Source organism: Nocardia sp. NPDC005366 (assembly GCF_040606855.1).
Taxonomy (GTDB): domain Bacteria; phylum Actinomycetota; class Actinomycetes; order Mycobacteriales; family Mycobacteriaceae; genus Nocardia.
Genome location: NZ_JBEXFQ010000008.1, coordinates 122,157 through 148,537 on the forward strand (window position 1 = coordinate 122,157; position 26,381 = coordinate 148,537).

Sequence of the window (26,381 nt, forward strand, 5' to 3'; positions counted from 1 at the left end):
TCCGTTTCGGCTCAGCTGGCGAGTGTGTCGAGTGAGGCCAGAAGGGCCTGGGTGGGAATCCGGCCGGTGGCGACCAGCTCTGCGCCGTTGTGTCGCAGAGCGCGAGCGAACGGCGCCGCCCACCGGTTTTCGTAGACCAGCACCGCGCCCGAGCATCCTGGCCCCAGGATCGAGGCCGCGGTGTCCAGATCGGTGCTGTCGATCAGTCCCGAGGCAGCCTCGGCGAACAAGGTGATGTCGAAGTCGCCGGTCAGACCGAAGTCCTCGATCGCGACGCCGACGACAGATCCATCGAGTTCCTTGCGCACGAAGGTCAGATCCAGGACCCGGATGACGTCGCGTTCGATGAGGTCGAGTAGCAGTGGCAGGGCCGAGCCGTCGGGTGTGCGGTCGGCCGGGAACTCGACCACCAGATAGTCGACGGGTCCGAGTTCATCGAAATCGAGTTCATTCATGGCAGATTCTCCGTTCGAGGTGCGAATCAGTCGGCTCGCCATGCCGCGACGGCCCAGAGGACGACGACGTCGACAGCAACGACCAGTACCGACCCTCTCTGTGTCGAGTCTCGGTCGGGCTCACACCAGAAATCGTCACCTTTTCCGGATGAGATGTGGCAGGGCCGCTTCGGTGGCACACCACGCACACTGCCTCCTCGGACGCGAGTGGCGTGGTCGATCGCGCTGTGTCTCGCTCCAGGCTTCACCTGTTGCGGGTGATGCGCGCGCACCCGCCGCCGGAGTTGTCTGACCTCGGTACCGGCGGATCGCCAAGACCCACGGCGCTTCCTGAAACCGGAAGAGATTCCGCGATGGCGACAATCCAGAGCCCTCTGGACATCCGGCGAGATTCACCGAACAGGGTGAGGCGGTGACACGGTGATGTGGGCACTACCCGCGATCGCCGCGATCCTGCTCACCTTCGCGGCGATCTCCGGACGTATCACGGGCACACCGGTCACCGCACCGATCATCTTCACCGCCGGTGGTCTCGTACTCGGAAACACAGCGGTGGGGCTGATAGAGGTGGAAACAACCGCCGAGACCGTCAAACTCCTTGCCGAGGTCACACTCGCGTTGGTGTTGTTCTCCGACGCCTCGCAGGTGGACCTGACCGCCCTACGGGCCGCGATCTCCCTGCCCGCCCGGCTGCTCGGCATCGGTCTGCCATTGACGATCGCGGCCGGGTTCGGCACGGCGCTCATCGTGCTGGGCGAGCTCACCTGGGCCGAAGCGCTCCTACTCGCGGTAGTCCTCGCCCCCACCGACGCTGCCCTCGGGCAGGCCGTGGTCACGCTGCCGGTCCTACCCTCGCGAGTGCGGCAAGGATTGAACGTCGAAAGCGGCCTCAACGACGGAATCTGCGTGCCCTTGTTCTTGATCGTGCTGGCACTCGCCCAAACCGAAGCCGGCGCCATCGGCCATGGCGCCGCCGCCCGGTTGGTCGGCGAACAAGTCGGGTACGGCATCGCGGCCGGTGTCGGTGCCGGGACAATCGCCGCCGCGATCCTGGTCACCGCCGAGCGATACCACACGATCGACCGCGCGTGGACGCAGATCGTTCCCCTCGCCGCCGCCGCGCTCGCCTACACCGTCGCCGTACCGGTCGGCGGGTCGGGTTTCATCGCGGCCTTCGTCGGTGGCCTGGCCTTCGGGAGGATCCTCCGTCGCGACGTAGACGGCAATGCACCGGCCGACCTACTCGACGGCGCCGGTGACTTGTTCAACGCCGTGACCTTCATCGTATTCGGTGCCGTGCTGCTCGGTCCTGCCCTCGGCCACCTGTCCTGGAGCGTGGTCGGGTATGCCGTATTGAGCCTGACCGCGGTCCGGATACTGCCCGTCGGATTGTCGATGCTCGGCACACACGCCCGTGTCCCCACCGTCGCGTTCGTCGGCTGGTTCGGCCCCCGCGGGCTGGCCACCATCGTCTTCGTAGTCCTGATCCTGGAAGAACACCAAGAACTACCCCACCAAGATCTGCTCCTCGCCTGCGCCGTCGTCACGATCGGACTCTCGGTCTTGACCCACGGACTCAGCGCCGCACCACTGGCCAAGCGTTACGCCACCTGGTCGCACCGCAACCCCTCATGACCACGAAGAGCTCCCTGATCCAGGTCGAGCAGACTCAGAGCGCGTGTACTATTCGCCCGGATACACCCACTGCGGGAGCTCGGAGACGGCCGGGCTGAGAGGGCGGACCCCGAAGCGCCGCCGACCGCATGAACCTGTCCGGGTAATGCCGGCGTAGGGAAGCGAGTTGCCCCATGGCCGCATCGACCGTTGACTCGACAGGCCACGAGGCGCCACTCACCCTGGACGAACCCGCGCCGAGAGTTCTCTCGTTCTGGGATCAGAGCGCGTTCTGGGCGAATCTGGGCGTGAGCCTGTTCGCCTTCACCGGGGCGTACACCGTCCTGGCGCCGAATGCCGAGGGCGCGGCTCAGATCTCGATCGCCGCGGGCATTGTCGCGATGATCATCGGCACGGTGGTCGGCGGACTGATGCTCGGACTGGCCGCGGTGCCGGGCGCGAAAACCGGCAAACCCGCGATGATGCTGCTGCGGGGGTTGTTCGGCGCGAAATTGAGTTATGTGCCGACGGTGCTGAATATCGCTCAGCTGATCGGATGGGGCACCTTCGAGTTGATCGTCATCGGCAATGCCGCCGATGAGATGTTCGGCGGCGGCCCGCGCTGGCTCTACGTCGTGATCGCGGGCGTGCTCACCACGGCGCTCACGATCTGGCCGCTCGGCTCGGTGCGCCTGCTGCGCCGATTCGTGACGGTGGGCGTTGTCGTCGCCCTGCTCTGGTTCTATCTCCAGTTCTTCCGTACGGGGCTGCCCGACCTGACGACCGATCCCGGCCCCGGGGGCAACGGTCCGTTCGGCGCGGATTGGTCGCTGTTCTGGATCGCCGCCGACGCGGCGCTGGCCGTCTCGATCTCCTGGGTGCCGGTCGCGGCCGACTACACCCGGCATTCGCGCAGCACGAGAGCGGCCTTCGGGGCGGCGAGCGGCGCGTACGGACTCACCCAGATCTTCGCCTACATCCTCGGCCTGTTCGCCCTCGCGCTCGCCACCGGCGACGGCGCGTACGGACCGTTCCTCAGCGTCACCCTGGGCGCGGTGTTCTTCTTCATCCTGGTGTTGCGCGAGGCCGATCAGTCCTTCGCCAACGTGTACTCCACCGCGGTCTCGATCCAGAACCTCGCGCCGCGCGTCGACCGCCGCGTCCTCTCGATCGGACTGGGCGCGCTGATCACCGTGCTGGCGTTGTGGCTGGACATGGACGACTACTTCGGGTTCCTCGGCCTGATCGGCTCGGTCTTCGTGCCGCTGCTCGGCGTACTCGTCGCCGATTTCTTCCTGCGCGCCGGCGGCGAGTGGAATACCGCAGCCGACGCGCCGTCGCGGTGGGGCATGATCGTCGCCTGGCTGGTGGGACTGTCGGTGTACCAGTTGATCAACCCGGGTGATGCCGGGGTATGGACCGATGCCTGGGTGCGCGTGGGGCAGTGGCTGCATTTCACGAAACAGCCGTGGATGAGCGCCTCGCTGCTGTCGTTCCTCGCGGCGGTGGCGGTGGCCTGGCTCGTCGGCAGGTTCGTCGACCGTCGCGCGTCGGCCTCGGCCTAGGGCCTCAACGCGCGTCCAGGGTCGCCAGGGCGGCCAGGGCGGCCCGCTGAAAGGTTCGCGAGTGCGCCCGCGGCGGTAGGGCGACACTGCCGCGGACCCACTGTCGGCAGTACTCCTGCGCCGGGCCGACGCAGAGCGCGTGGGCCAGTGGGAAATCGGAGTCGCCTTCGGACACGACGCCGCCGGGCAAGGTCTCGTAGCATCGGCGCAGCGCGTCGAAGAATGTCCGATTGTGCGACGCCAGTTCGGGTTTCGCCACGACGCCGACCTCGTCCGGCAAGGTCGCGAAAAGGAACCGCGCGAGATCCCTGTGGTCTTCGACCCATCCCAGGTGCGCGTCGATGAGCGCGAGGACATCGCGCTCGGCCTCCCCCGAACCGAGACGATCGAGTATCGCGCGCTGGTAGTCGAGCATCCCTTCCACGTAGACCGCCGCCGCGAGCCGGGCCTTGGATCCGAACGCGTGGAACATACTTCCGCTGGACAATCCGAGCCGATCGCGCACCCCCGCGACGGTGAACGCCGGATACCCTTTCGCGAGCAGCTGCGTCCTCGCCTCGGCCAGGATGCGGTCCCGCGTCCCGTGCGCCACCTAACCCCCGAATTCGGCGTCGACACCGGATCGGACGGCGGCAAGCACCGCGGCGCGCACCCGCAGTTTCGTCCCGAGATGCGCGGCCATATCGAGTCCGGCGAGCCGCTCGGCTTCGGCGTACGCGCGGTTGCGCGACTCGTCTTCGTCGGCGACGACGATATCGAGGAAACCCAGTTCACGCGCCTCGCTAGGCGTGAACAAGGCACCCGTGACCGTCGACCGATCGAATCCTGGCGCGGTGAGCCGATGACGGGCCGTCTCCACGCCGTAGTGCGGAATCGTGAGCCCGATCGCGACTTCGTTCAGTCCGATCTTGAAATCACCGGCGACGCCGAATCGCACATCCGCCGCAAGCAGCACGAAAGCTCCCTGGGCGATCGCGTGACCGGGACAGAGCGCGAGCACCGGGTACGGAAAACTCAGCAACCGGTGGACCAGCTCGCCCCCGGCCCGCAAGGTCCGGGCGATCTCCTGCGGGTCGCGAGCGAACATCGCGAGGTCGTATCCCGCCGAGAACATCCGGGGACGCCCGGTCAGCACGACGACGGCACGATCCGCCTCCGCCTGCGCCATCGCCGCGGTCAACTCTCGAATCATGTTCTCCGACATCACATTCGCTTTGCCGTCATCCATCGTGACGGTAGCGACGGCACCTTCGAGGGCGTAGCCGACGAGATCGGACATGATCACTCCTTCTCTAGAGTCGTGCTCTAGAGTAGCAGACTAGAACGATCGCGCTCAGCCGCGCGTGCGCCAGTACTGGGCGACGTCCGCGAGATTCCACCAGGCGACGAAATCGGGATCCTGGTCCGCGAGAACCCATTCGACCTCCAGAGTGGCGAAGAACGTGTCGTTCGCGGTTCTGCCGCCGCGCGGTTCGCCGATATAGATGAGCCGGTCGCCCCCGGCCTCCCGGTAGGCGTTCAACGCCTCCGACGACATCGGGTCGCTCCATCCCGGCGGCCAGCACAGCAGCAGAACGGCATCGGTGATGTCGGCACGGGAGAAATCGGCGAGATCGCCGACCGGATGCCAGCTGAGCGGAACACCGGAGGTCCGCGGGAACGACAGATTCGATCGGATGCCGGGCGGCGCGGCGTCGAAGGCGAGGACGTCCACGCCGCGGCGGGCCAGCTGAGCGGCCCAGTAGCCGCGTCCCGCGCCGAGTTCGACGACGCGACGGCCGTTGCAGCACGCGGTGATCCAGTCCAGGGTCTCCGGCGCGGGGATGGCGTAGGAGTACGCCGACTGGAGCACGGTCTGAGCGAACCCGAGCCGGGCGCTGCCGCGGTGATTACCGCCGTTCGCTTCACGCCTGTGTCCGCGAATCGCGGGCCCGGAGGCGACGGCGGGCCCGACGATCTCCCAGTACGGATTATCGGCCGCACCGCCGGTCAGGTAATGCAGCAGCCTGAGATCGAAAGCGCTGTCGGCGGCATCGTCGCCGGTACCTGCCAATCGGGGCGCGGAATCGAGGTAGTCGGCGATCGCCGGATAGGCGTCGCGCAGCCGGTGCTCGTCGCCGAGGAGTGCGGCCAGTTCATCACGTCGCTCGGGCGACAGGCGGAATGTGGTCACCGAGAACAGTGTGGTCGCTGCCCCCTGGGCGCGCGGCGGAATCACCTGCCGAATATTCCCGATCGATACGTTCCGATCAGGGCGAGGCAAACCGTCGCGGTCGCGGCGAGCAGGTCGAATCCTAGAGATTCGGGCAGTGGATGGAAGCAGGTGACGTATGGGCGTATTCGGGGTCGGCATCGAGCTCGACGGTGACGGGTACCATCCGGCGGCGTGGCGGCGGTCGGGACGGTCACCGGATCGGCTGCTGTCGGGCGACACGGTCAGGGACCGGGTGGCCGCCGCGGAGAACGCCGGATTCACCCTGGCGACCTTCGCGGATTCGATCCTGCCCGGCGACGCGATACCCGGCCGGATCGACGCCGTGACGCGGGCGTCGTTCGTCGCGGCGACGACGAGCACTATCGGACTCGTGCCGACCGTGGCCACCACCTATGCCGAACCGTTCCACACCGCCTCGCAGATCGCCACGCTGGATTACGCGTCGAAGGGCCGCGCGGGCTGGATAGCGCAGCGCATCGATGACGAGCGCGCCGCCGCTGCCTGGGGACGTCCCGTGGTATCGGCCGAAGCCGATCTCGCGGGGGAGCAACGCGATTCGATCGAGGTGGCGCGGCGACTGTGGGATTCGTGGGAGGACGACGCGGTCATCCGCGACTACGCGAGCGGACGTTTCCTCGACCGTGACCGCCTGCACTACATCGACTTCGAGAGCGAGAGGTTCTCGGTGAAGGGTCCGGCGATCGTGCCGCGCCCACCGCAGGGACAGCCGGTGATCTTCGGTGCCGAGGGCGATGTCGATGTCCGGCTCGTCACCGGGTCGACCGTCGACGAACTCCTCGCGGCGGCGGACGGATCCGACTCGCCACGCACCTTCGGTGAGATCTCCGTCGCACTCGATACCCCGACCGCGACCGCCGCGGACCGGCTCACCGAACTCGACAGGCACGTCCCCGCGTTCACCACCGGACGACTGTCGTTCGCCGGTTCGGCCGCCGAATTGGTCGACCTGCTCACACGACTCGCCGCGCACCTCGACGGCGTGCGCCTGCGTCCGGCGGTCATCGATGAAGACCTTCCGGTGCTGTCCCGCCTGGTCCTGCCCGCCCTGCTCCGCACCGGCCTCGCGCACCGTCCCGTCCCCGGATCGACCCTGCGGGCCGAACTCGGGCTGCCTCGCCCGGCGAACCGCTACGCGGCCACGCACTGATCGAAGGAGACGACCGAATGACCGCCCAACCCGCCGCCGTTCCGCGCCCCGACGCGCACGTCCATTTCGGGATCTTCTTCCAGGGTGTCAACCACACGACGATCTGGTCGGATCCGGCGAGCGGGTCGCAGATCGATTTCGAAACCTTCCGCCGGGTCGCCACGACCGCCGAACGCGGCCTCTTCGACGCCTTCTTCCTCGGCGAGGGTCTGCGCCTGCGCGAACAGGACGGCCGAATCCTCGAACTCGATATCGCCGGCCGCCCCGACGCCATCGCGCAGTTGGCCGCGCTGGCGGGTATCACCGAGCGCATCGGCCTGGTCGCGACGCAGAACACCACCTACAACGAACCGGCCGATCTGGCCAGGCGACTGAGCGGACTCGACGTGATCTCCGGCGGCCGGGCCGGATGGAACGCCGTCACCACCGATAACGCGTGGACCGGCGCGAACTTCCGCCGCGGCGGCTACCTCGACCACGCGCACCGCTACGACCGGGCCGCCGAATTCGTCAGCACGGTCCGCGAGATCTGGGATTCCTGGCGCGATCACGCGATCGCGACCTCCCAGCACAGCGCGAACTGGGCCGAGCCCGGCGCGATCGGTCCGGTCGAACGCGCGGGCGAGCACATCCGGGCCGACATCCGCCCGACCCTGCCGCGCAGCGCGCAGGGGCATCCGGTGATCTTTCAGGCCGGGGACTCCCCCGCGGGCCGCGATTTCGCCGCCGCCCACGCCGATGTCATCTTCTCCCGGCACGGAACCCATTTCGACGACGCGCTCGCCTTCGCGCGGGACATCAGGACCAGGCTGCGCGCGGCGGGCAGGCCCGAGGACGACATCAAGATCTTGCCGGGAACCCAGATCGTGCTGGCGCAGAAGGAATCCGAAGTCGAGGAGAAGGTGCGCTGGGTGCGCGAAGGCCAGTACACCGGACAGACGGCGCTGTCACTGGCGGGTCAGGTCTGGGGCAAGGATCTGTCCGATCGAGATCCCGACGGCCCGCTTCCCGAGGAGGACCCGCAGCCGCGACCCATATCCGAAACCCGAGGCGCACCGCGTGGCGGGGAGGATCCGCTCGCGATCGCCCGTGAATGGCGGGCACGGGCGGAGGCCGAGAACCTGTCGTTGCGACAGGTCGTCATCGCGACAACCGCCCGTTCCGGTTTCGCGGGGACCCCCGCCGCAGTGGCCGACGAGCTGGCCCGCTGGGTGCGGCACGGGGCCACCGACGGATTCAATATCTCGCCCTACCTGGTGCCGACGGGTCTGGACGAGATCGTCGACTGGCTGGTTCCCGAACTCCAGGAACGCGGCGTCTACCGGACCGAATACACCGGCACCACCTTGCGTGAGCATCTCGGTCTGCGCGCCCCGCTCACGCGCCGCGCCTGAGCGGCTACTCGGCGGCGGGCGCGGTATCGGAATCGGGTTCGGGCGAGGGCGCCACGTCGCCGCCCGAATCCGGTGCCGGGTCGGTGACCGCGTCGATCTGCTCGCCGATATACCGGATCACCACCGCGATGATCGCGACCACCGGCACCGCGAGGAACGCGCCGACGATGCCGTAGAGGGAGCCGCCGGCGGTGACGGCGAGCAACACGATGACGGCATGCAACTTCATACTGCGGCTCTGCAGAACCGGTTGCAGCACATTGCCTTCCAACTGCTGCACCGCGATGATGATGCCGAGCACGATCAACGCCGTGGTCAGCCCGTTGCCGACCAGCGCGACGAGCACGGCGAGCGCGCCCGCGACGAAAGCGCCGACCATCGGGATGAATCCGCCGATGAAGGTGATCACCGCCAGCACCAGTGCCAGTGGCACGCCGAGGATGACAAGACCCGCGCCGATGAACACCGCGTCGATCAGGCTGACGAGAGCCTGGGTCCGAATGAATCCGCCGAGCATCGCCCAGACCCGCTCGAGTACCGCCTCGACGTGGCGACCGCTGCGGCTGCCGAACACCTGGTGCGTCCACGGCAGGAAGCGCGGCCCGTCCTTGACGAAGAAGAACGCCAGCACCAGAACGAGGAACAGCGTGATCAATGCGGAGGTCGCGGTACTGACTCCGCTGAAGACGCCGGTCGCGATCTGTTCGGCGCTCGACTGTAGTCGCGACACGATCGCGTCGACGGCGGAATCCAACTGCTCGTCGCGCACCCGCAACGGCGGTCCCTGTAACCAGTCCCGCACCTGGTTGACGCCCGCGGTCGCCTTATCGGCGAGTTCGGGCGCTTGATCCACCACCGACGGGACGATCAGGGCGATCACCCCGGAGAGCAGTGCGAGAAATCCGAGCACCGTGACCGACGCCGCCGCACCCGGACGCCACCCGTGGTTGGTCAGCCAGCGCGTCGGCGGCCACAGCACGGTGGCCACCACGATCGCCAACGCGACCGGCAATATCACCACCCACAGTCGGGCCGTGAGGAATCCGAGTACCCACGCCCCCGCCGCGATCGCCACAATGCACAACGACCATTTGGCCAGCCACAGAATCCCGCCCCCGATCACATCTCCGCGATCGGGGGTCTGCTTCGCCGCTGCCCCGCTGGTTTCCTCTTTCGGCCCGCTCACGCCGCCAGTCTTGCACGCACGACGCGCCTGGGCAGATGCCGACGCGGGAATTTCCCCGGAACCACGCGGGTCCGCAGGGACGATACCGACCGCGTGCTCCCTGCCTTCGCCGTCTACCGTCGCGGGCCCGACCTCGACCGCTACCCGCGGGCCTGCACCGCGCTCGTCGCCTTGCGGGCCGCCACCAGCACGGGATCCCAGACCGGCGAGAAGGGCGGTGCGTAACCGAGGTCGAGGGCGGTCATCTGTTCCACGGTCATCCCGGCCGTGATGGCGACCGCGGCGATATCGACCCGTTTGGCCGCGCCGTCGCGCCCGACGATCTGCACGCCGAGCAGACGCCCGGTCCGCCGTTCAGCGATCATCTTCACCGTCATCGGGGCCGTCCCTGGGTAATACCCCGACCTGCTCGTCGATTCGATGGTGACCACGACGAATTGCAGCCCGGCCGCGGCGGCCTCCTTCTCGCCCAACCCGGTTCGCGCGACTTCGAGATCGCAGACCTTGCTCACTGCCGTGCCGACGACGCCGGGGAAGGTCGCGTATCCGCCGCCGATGCCGGTACCGATGATCTGCCCGTGCTTGTTCGCGTGGGTGCCCAGGGCGATATGGCGTTCGCGTCCGGAGACGAGATCGAGGACCTCGACGCAGTCGCCACCGGCCCAGATGTCGGCGTATCCGCGCACCCGCATGGCGAGATCGGTGAGCAAGCCGCCGTGCTCGCCCAGCGGCAGCCCCGCGGCGCGCGCGAGCGTCGTCTCCGGCTTCACCCCGATGCCGAGCACCACCACGTCGGCCGGATATTCCGCCGAGGTGGTGACCACCGCGCGCACCCGCCCGGAATCGTCGGCGCGGATTTCGACGACCTCCGCCTCGCAGACGATCTCGATCCCCATCCCGCGCATGGCGACGGCCACGAGCGCGCCCATATCCGGATCGAGGGTCGACATGGGCTGGGCGCCGCGATGCACCATGGTCACCTCGTAGCCTCGATTGATCAGCGCCTCGGCCATCTCGACGCCGATATATCCCGCGCCGACCACCACCGCCCGTTTACCCTCGGTCCGGTCGAGGGTGTCGAGCAGCGCCTGTCCGTCGTCGAGGGTCTGTACCCCGTGCACACCATCGGCGTCGATTCCGGGCAATTCGGGGCGGATCGGGCGCGCGCCGGTGGCGAGCACGAGTTTGTCGTAGGAAAGCCAGGTTTCGACGCCCGACTCCAGTTCTTTCGCCCTGACCCGGCGGGCGTCGATATCGAGCTCGATTACCTCGGTGCGCATGCGCAGGTCGATTGCGCGGGCCCGGTGCTCCTCGGGGTTCCTGGCGATGAGCGCATCGCGCTCGAGCACATCCCCGCCGACCCAGTACGGGATACCGCACGCCGAATACGAGGTGAACCGGCTCCTTTCGAACGCGACGATCTCCATTTCATCCGCGCTACGCAGCCTGCGAGCCTGCGATGCCGCCGCCATGCCCGCCGCGTCCCCGCCGACGATCACCAGTCGCTCACTCATGCCGATCACGCTACGTCGCCGGGCGCGCACCCGCTCGCACCCGGTCGCCGACCGATATGCGGTGCGCGCCGAGTTTGTGGGATGCGCTGCGCCGCACCCGGGACTACCTCACACTGATCTTCTGGCAAACGCCGTGCGACGGCGGCGTTTTCACGCGGGAGCACGCTTAACGGTTCTCCCGTCTGAACGCGGGGAGATTTCCAGCTCAGACAGCAACCGAACCCACCCCCGAAGGAGGTGAATCCGCTTGTCTCACGTCATCGACACTGGTGTGGCCCCGTTCTGCCACAGCCAGAATCACTCTGGCGGCGTTGCGGTCCCTCGAATCGGTGAAACCACAGAAAGAACACACGAAACCACGTTCGTGCAGTTCGAGTCGCTTGGCTCTCACGAAACACGAACTACACGTCATCGTCGTATAAGCGGGCCGAACCAACACCACCCTTCGCCCGGCCCGCCCAGCACGCTCGATCAACTCACGCTTCGCCACACCGATAGCGGCGTCAGCAGCCTTACGGGCCATCGTGGACTTCGCCAGGAACATGGGCTTGAAATCCTCGACAGCGATCAGATCATGGCGCTCGACAACCCTCTTCGCCCACACACGGGAGTCATGGATGTTCTGGCGGGCGGCTTTCTTCGCCAGCTTGGCAGCCTGACGCTTCGCCTCGGCGTAACCCCTGCTACTGGGCCGACCCTTCCGATAACGTCGAGCCATCTTCCGCTGCGCCTTCCCCAACTCGGCAGCGCACCGTTTCCGATGCCCGAGGTAAGGCAGGTCGAACGCCGGATCGGTCGTCGTGGCCGTGGTCGATACACCCCAGTCGACGCCGACACCGCCCTCACCATGCGGGTACGCCGAGATCTCGCGACGCACCACGAACGAGGCATACCAATGCCCGAGCGAATCCTGGAACACCCGAACCGACGTCGGCGCCGACGGCAACTCCCGCGACCACACGACCGGGATGGTGATGCCTTTCGGCAGGGTCAGTCGCCCGTCGCTGATACCGAACCCACGCGTGGTGTACTCCAGCGAAGGCAAGGCCTTCTTCCGCGCCTCGACGACCGGACGGCCGCGACCTTTCACCGTGAACGAGTGGTCGAGCGCGACGGAGTAAGCCCGCAACATCTGCTGCTGGGCAACTTGGGACCCTTCACGCAGCCACGGCATCCGCGACCGAGCCTCGGTCAACAGCTTCCCCAGCTTCGCCAACGTCGGTTTCCGGCCGGACCTCTGCTGGTGGACGGCTTCGTTCCACAGCCATCGACACCGGCCCCACTCGGCCAGCAAAGCAGCTTCAGCGATGCGTCCAGGCCGCAGCCTGTAGGTGTAGCGCACCACTTCACCCATGTGTTCGACTCTATCGAAAGATACTGCGATGCAACACAAGCGACACGCCCCCCTTTTCCTCCCCGCCGTGAACGACGGGGTATCCAAGGCGGTTACACGATGACCGAAATTCAGTCCCGATCCGATGACGAACGCAGGCTCGCCGAACTCGGCTACAAACAGGAATTGGCGCGATCCTGGTCCGGATTCTCCAATTTCGCGATCAGCTTCACCATCGTCTCGATCCTCACCGGCGGACTCGCCAGTTATGGCATCGGACTCGCCAACGGCGGACCCATCACGATGGCGTGGGGTTGGCCGCTGGTCTCGATCATGGTCCTGTTCGTCGGCTTGGCGATGGCCGAATTGGCCTCGGCCTATCCCACCTCGGGCGGCCTCTACTGGTGGGCTTCCGAACTCGGCGGGCCGGTCTGGGGCTGGTTCACCGGGTGGTTCAACCTGATCGGCCAGATCGCGGTGACCGCCGCCATCGATTACGGCGCGGCCATCTTCACCACGGTGGTGCTCAATGTCATCGGCATCGAGATCGGCACCGACCGCACCGCGATATTCCTTGTCTTCGCGGCCATTCTGGTGCTACACGCGGTACTCAACGCGATCGGGCCGCACCTGTCGGCGGTGATCAACAACATCTCCGCCTGGTGGCATGTGGGCGGTGTCGCGATCTTCGTGCTTGTGCTCGGTATCGGCGCACGACACCATCAGAGCGTCGATTTCGTCTTCACCGAGACGGTCGACAACAGCGCGATCGGTTTCGGCGGCGTCGCCTTCAGCTTTCTGCTCGGCCTGTTGCACGCGCAGTACACCTTCACCGGGTACGACGCCTCGGCGCATATGTCGGAGGAAACCCACAACGCGGCCCGCATGGCGGCCAAGGGCATCATCAACACCATCATCGTCTCGGCGATCGCCGGATATCTACTCATCATGGCCGTCACCTTCGCCATCCCGAATCTCGACGACGCGCTCGACCCCGAGAAGAACAGCGGCTACCCGGTGATCTACATCCTGGAGAATTCGCTCAACGGCTTCTGGTCGGGGCTGCTGCTGATCATCGCCGCGATCGCCCAATTGTTCTGCGGCTACGCCTCGGTCACCTCTGCCTCGCGCATGCTGTTCGCCTTCGCGCGCGACGGCGCGGTACCGGGTTCGGCACTGTGGTCGAAACTCTCCGCGCGCAAGGTTCCGGTGAACGCGGTTCTCTTCATTTCCGTATTCGCCTTCATCCTGCTGATTCCGTCGATGCTCGTGCCCGCGGCCAACGCCCCGACCGCCTATGCCGCGGCCACCTCCGTCGCCACCATCGGCCTCTATATCGCCTACGGCATCCCGGTCCTGTTGCGCCAGGTGCACGGCTCCCGATTCCAGACCGGCCCGTGGCGACTCGGCCGCTGGTATCGGCCGATCGGTGTGGTGGCACTGCTGTGGATCGTCGCGATCAGCCTGCTGTTCATCCTGCCCACCGACGACCGCGGCTACCCATGGAACGACGAATTCACCTGGACCACCGTCAATTACGCGCCGATCACGCTGGTCGGCGTGGTCGGCGCCATCGCCGTCTGGTGGTTCGCCTCGGCTCGCCGCTGGTTCACCGGCCCCAAACGCACCGTCACCGAGGCAGCGGTGCCCGGCCCCGCCGACGCCTGAGAGGGAGGTCGTCGCCGGCGCCCGAGACGCCGGCGATCCCCTGTACCCGGATAGGGCCCGGCGAGACAGTGATCGGCCCGTCGCCGTTCCTGCCGGGTGACCACGCGTTTCCGGTTGTCAGGTGGTCAGGATGGACGCCGCAGCGGTTCCGGGCGCACCGTAGACCTGGGCATAGCCGACCTTCGGGTTACCGGGCACCTGCCGATCACCCGCCGTTCCACGCAACTGCTGGACGATTTCGTACACCTGCCGGATACCGGAGGCGCCGATCGGCTCGCCGTTCGCGATGAGGCCGCCATCGGTATTGACGGGAAGCCTGCCGCCGATCTCGGTCGCGCCTTCCGCGATGAGCTTCTCCTGCTCACCGTCCTCGCAGAAACCGTTCTCGGCCATATGAATGACCTCCGAGCCCGCGTCGGTGTCCTGGAGCTGGATCACATCGACGTCCGAGGGCTCGATTCCGGCCGTCTCGAAGGCGGCGCGGGAGGCGTAGACCGTGGGCGATACATCCTCGTTCACCGCGGCCCAGGTGCTGTGGACCTCGTAGGCGCCGTAGCGGCGCGTCCGGATCGCACTCGACCGCAGATAGATCGGCTTCGAGGTGTAACGGGCCGCGAGATCGCCCCGGCACATGATCACGGCCGCGGCGCCTTCGTCCGGCGAGCAGAACATGTACTGCGTCAGCGGATAGTTCAACATCGCCGACTCGAGAATCTCGTCTTCCGAAATCGGCTTGCGCCGGAAGGCATTCGGATTGAGCGCGCCGTTGCGGAAGTTCTTGTTCGCGACTTTGGCGAGCGTCCGCTGGGAGATGCCGTGCTGTTCGATGTAGCGGTTGGTCTTGATCCCGAAGAATTTCGTGGTCACGAACTGCCCGTTCTCCGCGTACCACGCGGGCAGGCCCAGCTTGGACGGGTCGTCGGTGAACGCCCCACGGGGGTGTTTGTCCATGCCGACAGCGATACCCATGTCGTATCGGCCCGACCGAATCGCCTCCGCGGTCTGCTCGATCGAGCTGGCCGCGGTCGCGCAGGCGTTGAACACGTTGGTGAACGGAATACCGGTGAGTCCGACCAGGCGGGTCACCGCGTCGGGGTTGCTGACCTCGTAGCTGCCGCCGAACCCGAACTGGATGTCTTTCCACTCGACTCCGGCGTCGGACAGTGCGAGCTGGATCGCCTCGGCGCCCATCTCGATCGCCGTTTTGGCGAAGCGGCCGAATGGGTGCAGACCAACGCCGATAATGGCAACGTCATTCATGTGAAGCTCCTTAGTTGTTCCGTGACGTCGGCGTCACACCGGCTTGAAAGCGCATGTCATGACCTCGTCCCCCGCGTCATCGACGTAGAGAGGGATGAAAGTCAGCTCGACATCCATGCCGGTACGCAGAACAGCCGGATCGGATTCGGTCAAACGGGTCTCGACGCGGACCTCATCGCCCAACTGGACGAGACCGATGCCGAACGGCTCGAAGTTCTCGGCGGTTTCCTTGCCCGCGTACGGCAGCTTGGGCACGAATCCCTGTGTCGTCCAGGCCACCAGCGTTCCGGTGCGCGGCAGCAGCAAATCGGACATGTCGGCGCCACTGCACTGCGGGCACCGCGGCTGGCGGGGCCACGTCGTGGCTCCACATCCGTTGCATCGGCTGCCGATCAGCTGCGGATTCTCTTCGGGCCACGTCGAGACTTCCGGCGCGAGTGCTTTCGCCATCTATCGTCCTCCTCTGTTGATTTCTCTTGCGAGCTCGGTGTTGTCATGTGGCGGCCCGGCCTCGGCGAATTCGCACACGACTGCGACATACGGCGGTTGCGGTGCGTCGGCGCGAGAGCTCACCCGCCCTCGCTCGAAACGTGATGACATCGGCATTCGACGCTCGGATCACGAGCTCCGCGCCGAGCGGGCCGCCGCCGGGCGCGTACCCGCCGGACGACTTCGTCGTCGCGCACCACGGGTTCGTCCGCCCGCTCGGCAACCGCCGACCACGAGATGCACACCGACTATCCTCCATGGAGAATTTGATTCTCAATTCCCGAAGACAGATTTCCATGCGCGAACGGCGGAGTCAACCTCCAGGCCGGGTCCCGCGGCACACCCGGCAACGAAGAGTGGCAAGAAGAATTTTCGAATACAGGACAGAGGCGGCCCTCAGCGGCTCACGGCCGATCGGTGTCCGCATACGCGAATCCGGTCCGGCCTCGCGGCGGGCGCCACGAGACCGGACCGGATTACTCGAACAGAGTGACTACGCGGTGTGACTCACCTCGGCGTCGCGTGGAGCAGGAGTTGCACCGCCGTCGGATTCGCCGCGCGGCACCGTGAATGTGGCGACCACGCAGAGTGTCGCGATGGCGAAGCAGGCCAGCGTGTACCAGAGATTCCCGACCGGGTCGCCGTTGCTCGTCGAACCATTCACGGCGTCGAAGTAGTCGGGCAGCGCGGTCGCCCAGAGCAACGCCATCACGCACAGATACACCACGCTGTATATCTGGACGAATCGGTTCGAATAGCGCGCGGCGTCCGACTCGTCGCGTCGTAGCCGGAGCCACTGGCGGGTGAGCGCCACGACGGCGACAACGGAGACGACGACCAGTTCCGCCACGTAGAGGAAGCCACGCACGGTGTCGCTGCCCGCACCGAATACCGTCGCGGGGATGGGCAATATCCCCGTGCCGAGGGATCCCAGAACGCCGATGGCGACGGTGCGCCAGAGAAGTTGCCCGCCCGAGAATTTCCGTCCGTCATCGACGTGGCGACCGACGAGCAATTGCACGAAGAACGCCAGCGACATCGGCCACAGCGCGGCGAAGACGACCACGCTCGGAATGGGGACCGAATCGAACATCGGCTGGTTGATCGGGTTGTCGACCGACCACTCCCACCACCGCAACTGCGGGCCGATATGGTCGAAGACCTCATAGAAGGCGTGATGGACGAAGCCGACGCAGACCGCGCCGATGAGAACACCGTACCGGCGGAACACTCCGAGCGTCCGGACGGTTTCGAAGGCCAGCGTTGCCATCAGCGGGTAGATCGCGACGATATACAGCGGAAGTCGGCCCCAGAGGAATTCCACGGTGAAGACGTTGTGCGCGAACATCGTGTCGACATGTTCATCGATACCGAAGGCCGCGGGAAAATACAGCGGCGGTTCGATGATGAACAGGTAGGCGGTCGCACCGAACCAGACCACCAGATTGGTGGGATCGCCGTGGCGGCGCAGGCGCAGAATCGCGTAGATCAGCGCGAGGACGGCGCCGAGCACGATGGTGAATTCGAGGACGGGCAGCGTCCAGTTCTCCAGCGCGAAAGGATTTCGCAACTCGACGAGTCCGCCCGCCTCCGCACAGGAGAAGCCGAGTTCCCCGGCGAGCCGTTCGAAGGTGGGTGCGCAATGATCGGCCATCAGTCCACCCGCGGCGATGTGACCGAGTCGGCGGTGTACCAGTGCGAGACGTCGTAGCCCGCGTCGTAGCGCTCGAACCACACACCGGCGAGTGCGGGCAACTTCTCGTGATCTGGATTGTGCTTGGGCAATTGGCTGCGGACGACTCCCATCAGCGCGACGAGTTGCGGACCGATGGACAGGTCATCGAAAGCCCGCAGCATCGGGCCGTTGTCCCGCGCGCGCAGAGCGGGCAGCCACTTGCGCAGCCGCTGTTTGTACCGGTACGACGCGAACATCGCCATGGCGTCGACCTTGCGCTCCTCCAGCGGCACATGCTTGTTGAAACCTTCACACGCCACTCGGATCACCTTCATCACGTGCCGGAAGATCGACGGCGCCATGCGCATCCGGTACACGTCGCTGCCCACGACGGAATCGAAGATGATGAGTGCGGAACTGCGATGTTCTACTTCTTCGACGAAATGCCAGAGGAACAGTGACGCGACGCGGTCGTCTCCCGGACGGAAGAGGGAGGAATCATTGTCGAGCATCAGTTTGAAGACCGGAGTGAACGTCGCCTCCAGGTCCGCGGTGTAGGCGAGCCGGTATTCGAGGGATGTCTCCACGGTGAGGCGATCGAATGCCGCGATCACTTCGTTGAGAGTCTCCTGCAACCCCGGATACCGCCGGATCAGGCCATTGGCATGTTGGCGATGGGCGGTCGAGTGCTGGCCTTCCTGGCGCACGAACGCGTCGGCTTCCTGCGCGACCGCGGGATCGGTGATCCGTGGCATGGCCTCGCGAATCATATTGACGATCATCTTCTCGAAGCCGATCGCCAGCAGCGATACCGCATTGGCCATCGATGAGAAGGCCGGATTCTCCTCGTTCCACAGGAAGGGCACGTCGTAGTCCGCGAATGCGAAACGCATCTTCCGGACCTGTAGGTCGGTCACTTGGCTATACCTCGTCTTCCGGGAACGGTCCGGGCTGATGGGACCGTTCGGGTGTGCCGAAGCCATGGCATTTGCGATCATACACAGACTCATTCATTTGTATGATCTAAATCGGCAGCATCGCCCCGAACTGGCACAACAGCCGAGTAACAGCCCTGTGGTAGCGTCGAGCGCTCGAGCGAGACGGCCGGTGAAGATCCTCCGCGGACCGATTCGCACGCAACGACGGACACGGTTCGAGCCGAGGAAGCGGGCAGTGGCAGGCAGGCGCGGGTGGGGCGGAAGTCCGCCGAACGACGACGAAGAAGCGTCTCGTCGAATTGTCGCCGCCGCGGTCGATCTGATCGGACGAACGGGCGCGGAGATCAGCATCGCCGACGTCGCGGAATCACTCGGCGTCATCCGCCAGACGGTGTACCGATACTTCCCCAGCTCCGATGCGCTGATGCGCGCCGCGGCGTTCGCGTCGGTCGACAATTTTCTCGATCGGCTTACCCAGCATGTCAGCGGCATGAAAGATCCCGCCGAAGCGATGACCGAGGCCGTGGTTTTCACGCTGACCGAAGTGCGCCGGATACCGCACCTGGGCATTCTGCTCTCGAGCACGTATTCGAACGTCCACACCGAAAGCCTCACCTCCGAGGAGGCGCAGACCTTCGGCATGACGATGATCCGACGTTTCGATGTCGACTGGCACAGCTGCGGTTACGACGACGAATCCCTGCACGAACTCGTCGAATACGTCCTGCGGACCATGCAGTCGTTCTTCCTCTCCCCCGGCAATCCCCCACGGAGCCAAGAGGATCTGCGCCGATATCTGCGGCGTTGGATGGGGACGGCGATCATCGCCCAGGTCGACCAACCGAGGTAACCCGACACCGCCGCCGACCGGCCCCGCTGACCGAAGGCGGCAACGTCGCAGGAAGCGTCCCGCGTCGCCCCACGTTCAGTGCTCCGACTCACCATGTTCATATCGTGTTTACGATGGCCGAATGCTTATTCACGACGCGCACGGCAGTCCGACCTCACCACCCGATCCACTGGGTGCGGAAGGACTCCGGGCGCGTCGCTTTCAGCCCTCGATCGTCTGGGTATGGATCGCCGCCGCGGTGCTCGTGCTCGTCGCAGGCCAGTTCATGGCCGTTCACATCCACGCGCTCGGCCCGCTGACCAGTCTCTTTCGTGACTATGCCGGGGTTCCGAAATCCGCGACGACTCCGTGGGCGGGTTTCCTGCTCGCGCTGGTCGGCGTCACCGCCCGGGCGCGGGTGAACGCCCTTGCCGCCGCGGTCGTCATCGATCTGATCTTCGTCGTGATCCGGACCGTCGACGGCAGGCCGTTCACCGTCGGCAACGGTCCGACCATCGTGTTGACCGCGCTGGCGCTCATCGCCGCGCTGCGCTGGTCCGGTGTGCGCCGCAGCACCGCACTGCGCACGATCGCCCTGGGGGCACTGCTCATCCTGGCGACGAAGGTCGGCGAGATCTGGTTGGACATCACCGCGTGGGCCTGCCCACAGGTTCTCGATCCCTATGTGGAGTTGGCCGATCGGGCGCTCGGCAGTCCGGCCTGGGTCGTCGGACACGCGCTTGATGTGGCGGGACCGGTGCCACTCGGCGTGGTGCGCTGGGTGTATTTCGAACTTCCCGTCGCCGCCATCGTCGTCGCGGCCTGGCAGTTGCGCCATGTGACCTCGGGTCCATGGCCCCGTCATCACCTGGTGCGGACCTTTCTCGTCCTCGGCCTCATCGGCCCGATCGGGTACGTGCTCTTTCCCGTGGTCGGACCGGTACTCGCCTTCGGGTCGTGGGGACACGGAATGGAACTGGCCGATGTATGGCCGAATCTTGTTCCGCCGCTGCCCACGTCGGTGGAATCTATGCCCTTCGACGCCATCACTCCCCGCAATTGCATGCCGTCGCTGCATACCGCGTGGGCGCTGGCACTGTTCATCCACTCCCGGCGTGGGCCGTTGTGGATACGCTGGGGCGGCGCGTTCTGGCTCGTGTGCACCCTCACCGCGACGCTCGGACTCGGGGCGCATTACGGCGTCGATCTGGTGGCGGGCGCGGCACTGTGCCTGACCGTGGAATCGGCGCTGCGCGACCCGGACCGCGGGTGGGATCGCCCCCGCGCGACGGTGGTCGCGCTCGGCGTCGCCACCTTCGTCGGCGTTCTGCTGTGCACGCGTTTCCTCGCGCTGCCCATGGCGACCTACCCCGCTCCCTTCGGCATCGCGATCCTCGGCACGCTCACCGCACTCTCGATCGTGTTCTACCGGACCTGGTTCGCCGCGCGACCCGACCCGGAACCGGTCGCGCGCGCGGTCGAACTCCAGCGTGGATGAGGGAAACGGTGACTCAGCCCCGGATGACGAGCACCACCGCCGCGGTCACGACAGCGAGGACGATGGCGGCGATGCCGTAGCCGAGACGCTGGTAGCGCAGGCCGGGTAGGTAGTGGTCGAGCGCGACGCGTCCCGGCCCGGTCAATGCGAGCCCCGCGGCGGTGCAGGCCAGGACCAGGTCGTATTCGATACCCTTCTGGCCGAAGAATTCACCGGTGCCCTTCACGGCGATGGCGTTGATCATGACGCCGAGAATGGCGGCGGCGGCCAGCGGAGTCACCAGGCCGACGACCAGCCCGATACCGCCGAGGAACTCGCTCAGACCGGCGATCACCGCCATCGTCTCACCCTGCGGGTAACCGCTGGATTCGAAGAATCGGCCGGTCCCGGAGATGCCGTTGCCGTCGAACCAACCGAACAACTTCTGAGTGCCGTGCCCGGCCATGGTCACACCGACGACCGCACGGATGATGAGTAACCCGAGGTCGAGCGCGGATTGGCTCGCCGCCGGGGCGGTGAGCACCGGCCGATTCGATACCGTGGTCCCCATAGCGAATCTCCTATCAGGTGGTTGATCAGGTCAGCCGAACTGGATGGAGCGTTTGGATAAACCGTGCCAGAAGTCATCGATGACGCTGCGTTGGGTAGCCATATCGGCCTCACCCGCCCCCAACGCGACGAACAACGGCGCGAAGTGCTCAGTGCGCGGATGCGCGAGATGCGATGCGGGAGCCTTGTTCTCGAAATCCAGCAGCGCGTCGATATCGCCGGAGGCCAGTGCGCGGCGGCCCCAGTCGTCGAATTCGGTCATCACCGGATGGACCGAGCCGTCGTCGGTGAGCGCACGGAGATTGTGGGTGAAGAAACCGCTGCCGACGATCAAGACCCCGGCGTCGCGCAACGGCGCCAAAGCGCGCCCGATATCGAACAGTCCGGCCGGATCGAGCGTCGGCAGCGACATCTGCAGAACCGGCACGTCGGCGTCCGGATACATTTCGGCCAGCGGCACATACGCGCCGTGGTCGAGGCCGCGCTCGGGGGCGTCCTGGACGGCCAGACCGGGCGCGTGGAGGAGTTTGCGCACGTCATCGGCGAGTTCGGGAGCGCCGGGGGCGGGATAGCGAACCTCGTAGTAGTGCTGCGGGAAACCCCAGAAGTCGTAGATCAACGGCACCGTTTCGGTGGCGCCCAGCGCTATCGGGGCATCCTCCCAGTGCGCCGAGACCATCAGTACGGCTGTCGGCTTCGGTAGCCGCGCCGACCATGACGCCAACTGCCCCGGCCAGACCGGATCGTCGGCCAGCGGCGGCGCGCCGTGCGACAAATACAGAACGGGCATCCGCGTGGATTGCGCTGCGGTCATGGCGCCTCTCTCGTATCAATGTTGTTCAAATTTGAACAACCCTACTTGCAGCATACCCAGTTGTTCGAATTCGAACAACATCGGTACGCTGCCGAAGATGGGCGAAACCAACTGGCTCGACGACGAGGAGATGCGCGCCTGGCAGGCGTTGCTGTCCGGATGGGCGCTGCTCAACCGGGAAATCGAACAGCAACTCAAGCGCGACGCCGGACTCTCCCATACCCAGTACGAGGTACTGGTCCGGCTCGCCGCAGCCCCCGAAGGCCGGCTCCGGATGACCGAACTGGCCGAATCCCTCGTCAACTCCAAAAGCGGCCTGACCTATCAGGTGGGCCAACTCGAGAAAGCCGGGCTGGTACGCCGCGAAGCCTGCCCGACCGACGTGCGCGGCGTCACCGCGGTACTCACCGGCGACGGCCGCGACACCCTCGACCGAGCCGCGCCGAAACACGTCGCCCAGGTCCGCGAACTACTCGTCGACGTCCTCACCCCGGCGCAACTCACCGCGCTGGCCGACGGCCTCGGGGAAGTCGCCCGCCGGATCCAATCCCGGTAGGGGCGGTTCCACCCCACCACCCAGCCACCCGGCCGACGCCGTTGCCTACGATCCGGCCATGGCCGAGATCAGAAGTGAACGGCGGGGCAAAGTCGCGGTGATCACCGTGCACGACCCCGACCGGCGCAACGCGTTGACACTGGACCTGTCCGAGCAGTTGGCGGCGGCGGTGGACGGGGCCGAGCGCGATGACGACGTACACGCGGTGATCGTCACGGGAACCCCGCCCGCGTTCTGCGCGGGCGCCGACCTGACGGCGCTCGGCGAGGCACGCGAGCAGGGGCTGCGCGCGATCTACGACGGATTCCTCGCCGTGGCGCGATGTTCCCTGCCGACCATCGCGGCCGTGGGCGGCGCGGCGGTGGGCGCTGGACTCAATCTGGCCCTGGCGGCGGATGTACGGATCGCGGGTCCGCGTGCCCGCTTCGACGCGCGGTTCCTCCGGCTCGGAATTCATCCCGGCGGCGGCATGACCTGGATGCTGCAACGCGCGGTGGGTCCACAGCGGGCGCTCGCGATGACCCTGTTCGGGGAGATCCTCGACGCCGAGGCGGCGCACACGGCCGGATTGGCGCATCGAGTGGTGGACGGAGACCACGACGCGCTCCTCGCCGCTGCCGTCGATTTCGCCAGCGGGGCGGCCGAAGCGCCGCGTGAGTTGCTGAGGACCACCAAGCGGACCATGCGACATACCGCGACGCTGGACACGCACGCCGACGCCGTCGACGCCGAGATCGTGCCACAGGTGGCCTCGATCGAATCACCGGAGTTCGCGGCGAGGCTGGCCTCGATGAAGGCCAGAATAAGCGGGACGAGCTGAAAGTGCGGGTGCCGCAGCAGCATTGACTGCGGCACCAGCACGTCGATCACAGAAGTATCACATTCAACTATTTGCCCCAATCCAGACATACACGCTGAATACCTCATTCGCGATACGCGAGCGGAGTGTGATACTGCTCTCTCACAGGAATCGAATCCTCCACAGAAGTGCCCTGTGAACTGCGGGTTTCACGGCAATCACATACCTCACGACACCGCGGAGAACAGAGTTTCAAACGATGGACACAGTGAGTTAACCATCTGTTCGCTGGGATCGATTGTTATCTAATCGTCCCCTTCCGAACCGAATCCACTGAGGTACCTGAGAAAATGCTGATGAGGAAATTTGCCGCCACGTCGGCACTTCTGATCGCCGCACTCGGCGTCACCGCGGGCGCCGTCAACGCCGCCCCCGCCCCCGCCGACGCCCCGGTCAACTTCACCGCCGACACCGTCGGATCGTCCACCGTCATCGGGACCGATGCCGGATCCCTCGTCGCCGAAGACGGCGTCTTCAAGATCAAGGCCGCTGACGGAACGGTGCTCGCGGGCACGCCGCTCTCGTTCCGCGTCGATGACTTCGAATTCCCGATCGCCGCCGACATCGCCGGTCACACCGCCACACTCACCCCGCAACTCGATATGGCACACGCGACGTACAAGCCGGTGGCCCTGCCCTACGAGGAGAAGGCGCCGTGGAAGAGTGAATACGACCGCGAGCAGTCCGCCTTCAACCGCATGAAGGACACCATCGCGATGGGCGCCACCGCCGGCACCCTGGTCGGCGGACTGGGCGGCGCGGCCCTCGGCTGCGTCCTCGGCGGCATCGCGGGCGCGACCGTCGCCTCGGCCACCATCGTCGGACTGTTCGGCCCGTTCGTGCCCGCGGCGATCATCGGCTGCATCGGCGGCATCGCCGCCGTCGGCGCGCTCGGCACCGTCGCCGGACAGCTGTTCGTGACCGCACCGGTCGCGATCGGCGCGGCGATCCAGTACTTCGCCACGATCAACCAGCCGTTCGTCGCGCCCGCCAAATAGGGCAGCGAACCTAGATGCCCGTCCGGCCCCGTGCCGGACGGGCATCGCTCGTAACGGGACCGATGCCAGCGGCAGCGCCAACACAGAAGTTATCGACTGTTCATTTGAACGATGCCAACGGCACGGCGCGGTAGCGATGGATCACACCGCATTCGCCGCCACCGGCAAGCGTTCGGCATCTCCGGTTGAGCACCTCGGCCAGGACGCGTCGGTCGACCCAGCGCATTCACGGCTCGCGCATCGAAAGCCGATCATGATCTGCACATCTCATTCGAACCGAACAGCCAGGACGATCGGCGTCCCCGAGCGGTCGCTCGCGCTCGGCAATCGGTGAGAAGTTCGCGTCCCCGCTGTCCCGAAAACATCCACGGGTCGACATAACATCCTGTATGTTAATGAGTATTCCGTTACGTCGAAGTGCGGAGCGCGGCTCACGCCCCGCGTCGCCCTTCGTCGGTGACACGGCCGGATGGCAACCACCGAGTATCGGCATCGATTCGTCGGGTTGAACTCCGTGAGCGGACTGGACAGGTGTGAACATATGCGCGCAACAAACCGAGTGAGCTGCCGAGACGGGCCGCTGCCGTCTCCCGGTTTCGGAAACTGGGACGAATCCGACCGCTGCATATAGTTCGACTTGTCGTCGAGCCGCCGTGCCGAAAATCGGTACGGCAGAGCAGCACCCGCCGTGCACATTCGTGGATTACAATTCCCGGGCGGTCCCCGTACTCCATCAATACCGTGTCACGGCACTCTCGCCAGACCTTGTGCCGACAGGGGATCCGCCTTGTATTGCGCAACCGACCCGGGCACTACATCGACCGAGTGACTTTCGGCAGTGAATACACCCTTTCGGCAGGAATACACGGAGTACACAATGCTGACACGATGGAAGACCAATGCCGCCGTCTGCGTCGCGACGATGGCGGTCGCCGCCCTCCAGTTCGGCGGCGCGTCCGTTGCGGGAGGCGCACCGTCCCAATGCCCCGATCTGTATGTCGTAGCGATTCCCGGCACCTGGGAAACGTCCAATTCCGATCCGGGTAGAGGCATACTCGCGCTGAGCGCGGATAATTTGCCCGGGGATACCCAGGTCGACTACGTCAATTACGCGGCGACCGCGTTCCCCTGGGAAGGCGAGGTGTACGGCCGCTCCAAGCAGGAGGCGATCGACAAGGCGCGCGGATTGATCGCCGCCGTGGCGCGGACGTGCGACGAGACTCGCGTCGCCTTGCTCGGCTACAGCCAGGGCGCGGACGCGGCGGGCGATCTCGCGGCCGAGATCGGTACCGGACTCGGCGTCGTCCCGGCGCATCGCGTGGCGCTGGTCGGGCTGATTTCCGATCCCCGTCGCTCGCCCGCCGACACACTGATCGGTCCCCCGGTCCGCGGTGCGGGAGCCGGTGGGCCGCGGTTGGGCGGTTTCGGTTGGCTCTCCCCGCAGACCTATACCTTCTGCGCCGACGGCGATCTGTACTGCGCCATGCCCGACGGGGACTTCGCCGGGCGGATCGCCGGTTTCGTTGTCCAACTGTCGAATCCGGATCCCACGAAGATCGACAGCTATCAGGGGCAGGCCAACGAACTCATCGGTGACGCGCTGGCGGCGGGCGGCCTCGGGCTGCTGTCCGACCAACTCAACGGCTCCGCCTACGAACAACGCAAACAGCAAGTCGACAATTTCCTGAAGTCCGGCGCCCACCAGAGCTACCCCTCGTACAACGTCGGCCCCGACGGCGTCACCCCGATGACCTGGCTGCGTCAACGTCTGATCGAGGCGGCCCGTCCCTGAGCATGTCCCCTC

Annotated in this window: 24 protein-coding genes and 1 riboswitch; of the genes, 11 read left to right on the forward strand and 13 right to left on the reverse strand. The window is 66.1% G+C overall.

Translation table 11 applies throughout. The annotated features are described in order from the left end of the window. Positions 1 to 11: 11 nt before the first annotated feature. Positions 12 to 455: a DUF6325 family protein gene (locus ABZS43_RS11970; protein ID WP_355035855.1), complete on the reverse strand. Its 444-nt coding sequence runs from the start codon at positions 453 to 455 to the stop codon at positions 12 to 14. 420 nt (positions 456 to 875) lie between these two features. On the opposite strand from ABZS43_RS11970, the gene ABZS43_RS11975 reads away from it, so the two are divergent. After that, positions 876 to 2,090 carry a cation:proton antiporter gene (locus tag ABZS43_RS11975; RefSeq protein WP_355035856.1) on the forward strand — a complete coding sequence of 405 codons (1,215 nt, stop codon included), beginning with the start codon at positions 876 to 878 and terminating at the stop codon, positions 2,088 to 2,090. 61 nt (positions 2,091 to 2,151) lie between these two features. Further along, positions 2,152 to 2,267, forward strand: a riboswitch (TPP riboswitch). Next, positions 2,264 to 3,634: a cytosine permease gene (locus tag ABZS43_RS11980; protein ID WP_355035857.1), complete on the forward strand. Its 1,371-nt coding sequence runs from the start codon at positions 2,264 to 2,266 to the stop codon at positions 3,632 to 3,634. (Overlaps the previous riboswitch by 4 nt.) Before the next feature lie 4 nt (positions 3,635 to 3,638). Here ABZS43_RS11980 and ABZS43_RS11985 read toward each other — a convergent pair whose 3' ends face one another. Genes ABZS43_RS11985 through ABZS43_RS11995 form a run of 3 tightly spaced genes read right to left on the reverse strand, consistent with a single transcriptional unit; the run spans position 3,639 to position 5,807 of the window. Next, complete coding sequence (locus ABZS43_RS11985; protein WP_355035858.1) at positions 3,639 to 4,226, reverse strand: TetR/AcrR family transcriptional regulator; 588 nt, start codon at positions 4,224 to 4,226, stop codon at positions 3,639 to 3,641. Next, the gene (locus ABZS43_RS11990; protein WP_355035859.1) at positions 4,227 to 4,913 is read right to left on the reverse strand and encodes a crotonase/enoyl-CoA hydratase family protein; all 687 of its coding nucleotides are present in this window, start codon (positions 4,911 to 4,913) and stop codon (positions 4,227 to 4,229) included. It abuts the gene before it with no gap. 54 nt (positions 4,914 to 4,967) lie between these two features. Beyond that, positions 4,968 to 5,807: a class I SAM-dependent methyltransferase gene (locus ABZS43_RS11995; RefSeq protein WP_355035860.1), complete on the reverse strand. Its 840-nt coding sequence runs from the start codon at positions 5,805 to 5,807 to the stop codon at positions 4,968 to 4,970. Positions 5,808 to 5,964: 157 nt separating this feature from the next. Here ABZS43_RS11995 and ABZS43_RS12000 point away from each other — a divergent pair, with 157 nt between their 5' ends. After that, on the forward strand, positions 5,965 to 7,017 hold the full coding sequence (locus tag ABZS43_RS12000) for an LLM class flavin-dependent oxidoreductase (protein WP_355035861.1): 1,053 nt from the start codon (positions 5,965 to 5,967) through the stop codon (positions 7,015 to 7,017). A 17-nt stretch (positions 7,018 to 7,034) separates the two neighbouring features. Beyond that, positions 7,035 to 8,411, forward strand: a complete 1,377-nt coding sequence (locus ABZS43_RS12005) for an NtaA/DmoA family FMN-dependent monooxygenase (protein ID WP_355035862.1) — start codon at positions 7,035 to 7,037, stop codon at positions 8,409 to 8,411. Between the two features lie 4 nt (positions 8,412 to 8,415). Here the strand turns inward: ABZS43_RS12005 and ABZS43_RS12010 are convergent, their stop codons facing one another. The 3 genes from ABZS43_RS12010 to ABZS43_RS12020 form a co-directional block, all read right to left on the reverse strand. Next, complete coding sequence (locus tag ABZS43_RS12010) at positions 8,416 to 9,597, reverse strand: AI-2E family transporter (RefSeq protein WP_355035863.1); 1,182 nt, start codon at positions 9,595 to 9,597, stop codon at positions 8,416 to 8,418. Positions 9,598 to 9,737: 140 nt separating this feature from the next. Beyond that, on the reverse strand, positions 9,738 to 11,111 hold the full coding sequence (locus ABZS43_RS12015) for an FAD-dependent oxidoreductase (RefSeq protein ID WP_355035864.1): 1,374 nt from the start codon (positions 11,109 to 11,111) through the stop codon (positions 9,738 to 9,740). A gap of 205 nt (positions 11,112 to 11,316) precedes the next feature. Then, entirely contained in the window at positions 11,317 to 12,465 is a 1,149-nt protein-coding gene (locus ABZS43_RS12020; protein WP_355035865.1) for a transposase, read from the reverse strand. Between the two features lie 99 nt (positions 12,466 to 12,564). Here ABZS43_RS12020 and ABZS43_RS12025 point away from each other — a divergent pair, with 99 nt between their 5' ends. Then, on the forward strand, positions 12,565 to 14,112 hold the full coding sequence (locus ABZS43_RS12025) for an amino acid permease (RefSeq protein ID WP_355035866.1): 1,548 nt from the start codon (positions 12,565 to 12,567) through the stop codon (positions 14,110 to 14,112). 117 nt (positions 14,113 to 14,229) lie between these two features. Here the strand turns inward: ABZS43_RS12025 and ABZS43_RS12030 are convergent, their stop codons facing one another. The 4 genes from ABZS43_RS12030 to ABZS43_RS12045 all read right to left on the reverse strand — a co-directional run bounded on the left by ABZS43_RS12030 (position 14,230) and on the right by ABZS43_RS12045 (position 18,453). Beyond that, positions 14,230 to 15,372, reverse strand: a complete 1,143-nt coding sequence (locus ABZS43_RS12030; protein ID WP_355035867.1) for a thiolase family protein — start codon at positions 15,370 to 15,372, stop codon at positions 14,230 to 14,232. 33 nt (positions 15,373 to 15,405) lie between these two features. Next, the gene (locus ABZS43_RS12035) at positions 15,406 to 15,822 is read right to left on the reverse strand and encodes an OB-fold domain-containing protein (protein WP_355035868.1); all 417 of its coding nucleotides are present in this window, start codon (positions 15,820 to 15,822) and stop codon (positions 15,406 to 15,408) included. Between the two features lie 532 nt (positions 15,823 to 16,354). Next, entirely contained in the window at positions 16,355 to 17,515 is a 1,161-nt protein-coding gene (locus ABZS43_RS12040) for a hypothetical protein (RefSeq protein WP_355035869.1), read from the reverse strand. Beyond that, on the reverse strand, positions 17,515 to 18,453 hold the full coding sequence (locus tag ABZS43_RS12045; RefSeq protein WP_355035870.1) for a metal-dependent hydrolase: 939 nt from the start codon (positions 18,451 to 18,453) through the stop codon (positions 17,515 to 17,517). The genes ABZS43_RS12040 and ABZS43_RS12045 overlap by 1 nt, the downstream gene beginning before the upstream one ends. 256 nt (positions 18,454 to 18,709) lie before the next feature. Between ABZS43_RS12045 and ABZS43_RS12050 the strand changes: the two genes are divergently transcribed. Further along, positions 18,710 to 19,324 carry a TetR/AcrR family transcriptional regulator gene (locus ABZS43_RS12050; RefSeq protein WP_355035871.1) on the forward strand — a complete coding sequence of 205 codons (615 nt, stop codon included), beginning with the start codon at positions 18,710 to 18,712 and terminating at the stop codon, positions 19,322 to 19,324. Between the two features lie 265 nt (positions 19,325 to 19,589). Then, positions 19,590 to 20,801, forward strand: a complete 1,212-nt coding sequence (locus ABZS43_RS12055; RefSeq protein ID WP_355035980.1) for a phosphatase PAP2 family protein — start codon at positions 19,590 to 19,592, stop codon at positions 20,799 to 20,801. Positions 20,802 to 20,814: 13 nt separating this feature from the next. Here the strand turns inward: ABZS43_RS12055 and ABZS43_RS12060 are convergent, their stop codons facing one another. Both ABZS43_RS12060 and ABZS43_RS12065 read right to left on the reverse strand, forming a co-directional pair. Further along, the gene (locus ABZS43_RS12060) at positions 20,815 to 21,351 is read right to left on the reverse strand and encodes a DoxX family protein (protein ID WP_355035872.1); all 537 of its coding nucleotides are present in this window, start codon (positions 21,349 to 21,351) and stop codon (positions 20,815 to 20,817) included. Between the two features lie 30 nt (positions 21,352 to 21,381). Continuing rightward, positions 21,382 to 22,164 (reverse strand): class III extradiol ring-cleavage dioxygenase, encoded by a 783-nt coding sequence (locus ABZS43_RS12065; RefSeq protein ID WP_355035873.1) that lies wholly within the window; start codon positions 22,162 to 22,164, stop codon positions 21,382 to 21,384. Positions 22,165 to 22,261: 97 nt separating this feature from the next. Here ABZS43_RS12065 and ABZS43_RS12070 point away from each other — a divergent pair, with 97 nt between their 5' ends. The 4 genes from ABZS43_RS12070 (at position 22,262) to ABZS43_RS12085 (ending at position 26,369) form a co-directional block, all read left to right on the forward strand. Beyond that, complete coding sequence (locus ABZS43_RS12070; RefSeq protein ID WP_355035874.1) at positions 22,262 to 22,720, forward strand: MarR family transcriptional regulator; 459 nt, start codon at positions 22,262 to 22,264, stop codon at positions 22,718 to 22,720. A gap of 58 nt (positions 22,721 to 22,778) precedes the next feature. After that, entirely contained in the window at positions 22,779 to 23,540 is a 762-nt protein-coding gene (locus tag ABZS43_RS12075; RefSeq protein WP_355035875.1) for an enoyl-CoA hydratase, read from the forward strand. A gap of 329 nt (positions 23,541 to 23,869) precedes the next feature. Next, positions 23,870 to 24,577: a hypothetical protein gene (locus tag ABZS43_RS12080; protein WP_355035876.1), complete on the forward strand. Its 708-nt coding sequence runs from the start codon at positions 23,870 to 23,872 to the stop codon at positions 24,575 to 24,577. A gap of 877 nt (positions 24,578 to 25,454) precedes the next feature. Beyond that, positions 25,455 to 26,369: a cutinase family protein gene (locus ABZS43_RS12085; protein ID WP_355035877.1), complete on the forward strand. Its 915-nt coding sequence runs from the start codon at positions 25,455 to 25,457 to the stop codon at positions 26,367 to 26,369. The last annotated feature ends 12 nt before the right edge of the window (positions 26,370 to 26,381 follow it).